Annotated in this window: 3 protein-coding genes; all 3 read left to right on the plus strand. The window is 62.8% G+C overall.

From position 1 onward, the window contains the following. The first annotated feature begins 84 nt into the window (after nucleotides 1–84). The 3 genes from DEVEQU_RS20185 (at nucleotide 85) to tnpC (ending at nucleotide 2,495) form a co-directional block, all read left to right on the plus strand. The gene (locus DEVEQU_RS20185) at nucleotides 85–465 is read left to right on the plus strand and encodes a transposase (protein ID WP_386849576.1); all 381 of its coding nucleotides are present in this window, start codon (nucleotides 85–87) and stop codon (nucleotides 463–465) included. Further along, nucleotides 462–806 carry an IS66 family insertion sequence element accessory protein TnpB gene (gene tnpB, locus DEVEQU_RS00010; protein WP_126148521.1) on the plus strand — a complete coding sequence of 115 codons (345 nt, stop codon included), beginning with the start codon at nucleotides 462–464 and terminating at the stop codon, nucleotides 804–806. Before DEVEQU_RS20185 ends, tnpB begins: the two co-directional genes overlap by 4 nt. Nucleotides 807–878: 72 nt before the next feature. After that, on the plus strand, nucleotides 879–2,495 hold the full coding sequence (gene tnpC / locus DEVEQU_RS00015) for an IS66 family transposase (protein ID WP_126148522.1): 1,617 nt from the start codon (nucleotides 879–881) through the stop codon (nucleotides 2,493–2,495). Nucleotides 2,496–2,516 lie beyond the last annotated feature (21 nt).

Genomic DNA, 2,516 nt, shown 5'->3' on the forward strand with positions numbered 1-2,516 from the left:
GTAAGCGCTAAGCTGACCCCGTCTGTTCAGCCGGTTGAGGCGGCGGTATTTGGCACTCTCTGATTGGTGGGGGTGTCATGTTCTATGTCTGCGACTATGCGTGCGGATAGAAGTTTCCATCTGATTGAGGCTGTTCCGGATCGTCTGGAAGGTGCTCCGGTAGCACGCCGGCGTCGCTGGTCGGACGAGTTTAAGGCGGCGATGGTCGCTCGGAGCCTGGAGCCGGGCGCGAACGTGTCGGCGCTCGCACGCGAGATTGGGATATTGCCATCGCAGCTGTTCGGCTGGCGGTCCGAGGCGGCCGGCAAGGGCAAAGTAAAACGGGTAAGCACGAGCGCGACGGGGACCGGAACGGCGGACGGCACGGCCATTGAGCTTTTCTTGGATGGCATGCTGGTCCGTGTCGGCGCTGATGTTGATGAGGATCACCTGCGCCGTGTGCTTCGCGCCGTCCGGTCCGCATGATCCCCTCGGGCGTAAAGGTCTTCCTGGCCAGCCAGCCGGTGGATTTTAGGAAAGGACCAGATGGCCTGATCGGCCTGGTGCGCGATGCCGGTGCGGATCCCTTCAACGGCTCGCTCTATGTGTTCCGAGCAAAGCGGGCGGATCGGATCAAGATCGTTTGGTGGGATGGAACAGGCCTTTGTCTCTACGCCAAGCGTCTGGAGAAGGCGGCATTCTGCTGGCCGCGGATTGGCCATAGCCGGGTGCAGTTGAGCACTGCACAACTGCTGGCATTGGTAGAAGGAATGGACTGGAAACGGGTGCACGCGGTGCCTGAGAGCACCCCGCAATCGGCTGGGTAAAACCCTGCGGCAGACTGACTCACTGGCACGAAAGCTGAGGCAATACGGGGCGTTTTGTGCCATGATGCGGCCATGGTTCCGGCCGATCCGCAGCAGCTTCCTGATGATGTCGACGCCCTCAAGGCGATGATCGCTGCTGCCCATGCCGAAAAGGCGTCGGCCGATCAGGAGCGTCTGGCACTGGAAGCCGAAATTGCCGAACTCAAGCTCATCAACGCCACGGCCGACGAGCGGATTGCGCGACTGACCTCGATCATCGCCATGCTGCAGCGTGCCCAATACGGCACACGCTCTGAACGGCTGCGGCACGACCCGCTCGATGACGAGCAAATGGCCTTCGTGTTCGACGAGATCGAGACCGGCATTGGCGAGATCGAGGCCGGGCTGGCCGCGCGCGACAAACAAGCTGCGACGCCACGGGCTTCACGTCCTCGCAAGGGCTTCGCGCCACACCTGGAGCGTATCGAACAGGTCATCGAGCCAGAGATGCCGCTCGATTGCGTTGGTCTTGAAGCTATCCGCATCGGCGAGGACGTCTCCGAGCGCCTCGACGTCACTCCCGCCAAGTTCCGCGTCATTGTCACCCGCCGGCCCAAATACGCATACCGCCTGGCCGATGGCGAAGACCGCATCGTGCAGGCGGCCGCACCCGATCACCTGATTGCCGGAGGCATCCCGACCGAGGCGCTGCTGGCCCAGGTGGCGGTCAGCAAATATGCCGATGGCTTGCCGCTCTATCGGCAGGAAGAGATTTACGCCCGGGACGGTGTGGAACTGGATCGCTCGCTGATGGCTCAGTGGATGGGCCGGCTTGGCTTCGAGCTCGAGCCGCTGGCCCAGTATGTTCTGCACACCATCAAACAGGGCGAGCGGGTCTTTGCCGATGAGACCCGATTACCGACGCTGGCGCCGGGCTCGGGCAAGGTGAAGACCGCCTGGCTCTGGGCTTATGCCCGGGATGATCGACCGTTCGGTGGATCAGGACCGCCGATGGTGGCCTATCGGTTCGAGGACTCTCGGTCCGGCGATTGCGTCGCCCGGCATCTGGAGGGTTATCGCGGAATCCTGCAGATCGATGGCTATGCCGCCTATAATCGGCTGGGCAAGGATCGTGGCGACAATGATGCCATGACCCTAGCCGGGTGCTGGGCCCACGCGCGGCGCAAGTTCTTCGACCTGCATGCCAGCGATGGCTCGCCCTTTGCCAGCGCTGTGGTCAAGGCGATGGCGCCCCTCTGGGCCATCGAGGAGGATATCCGCGGCCATGGTTCCGACCTGCGTGCCAGCATCCGCGCCGAGCGATCCGGTCCCATCGTAGTCTCGTTGTTCGACATGCTGGACCGGGAGCTGCCGCGCCTGTCGGGCAAATCCAAACTGGCCGAGGCCATCCGCTATACCCTGAGCCGCCGCGCTGCCCTCGAGCGCTTCCTCGCCGATGGTCGTATCGAGATCGACTCCAACATCGTCGAACGCGCAATCCGTCCGCAGACCATTACGCGCAAGAATGCGCTCTTTGCCGGCTCCGATGGTGGTGGGCGAGCCTGGGCCACAATCGCAACGCTGCTCACCACAGCCAAGATGAACGGCGTCGATCCGCACGCATGGCTGACCCAGACCCTACAGCGCATCGCCGGCGGCTGGCCTAACAACCAGATTACCGAACTGATGCCTTGGAACTTCAAGCCATAACGGCCTCGGTTACCCGCTTAC

The sequence above is a fragment of the Devosia equisanguinis genome, from assembly GCF_900631955.1.
In the GTDB taxonomy this organism is placed as follows: domain Bacteria; phylum Pseudomonadota; class Alphaproteobacteria; order Rhizobiales; family Devosiaceae; genus Devosia; species Devosia equisanguinis.

Excerpts from the sequence above, each read along its gene's own strand:
- DEVEQU_RS20185 (WP_386849576.1), top strand. The coding sequence starts at position 85 with ATGTCTGCGACTATGCGTGCGGATAGAAGTTTCCATCTGATTGAGGCT.
- tnpB (WP_126148521.1), top strand. The coding sequence starts at position 462 with ATGATCCCCTCGGGCGTAAAGGTCTTCCTGGCCAGCCAGCCGGTGGAT.
- tnpC (WP_126148522.1), top strand. The coding sequence starts at position 879 with ATGGTTCCGGCCGATCCGCAGCAGCTTCCTGATGATGTCGACGCCCTC.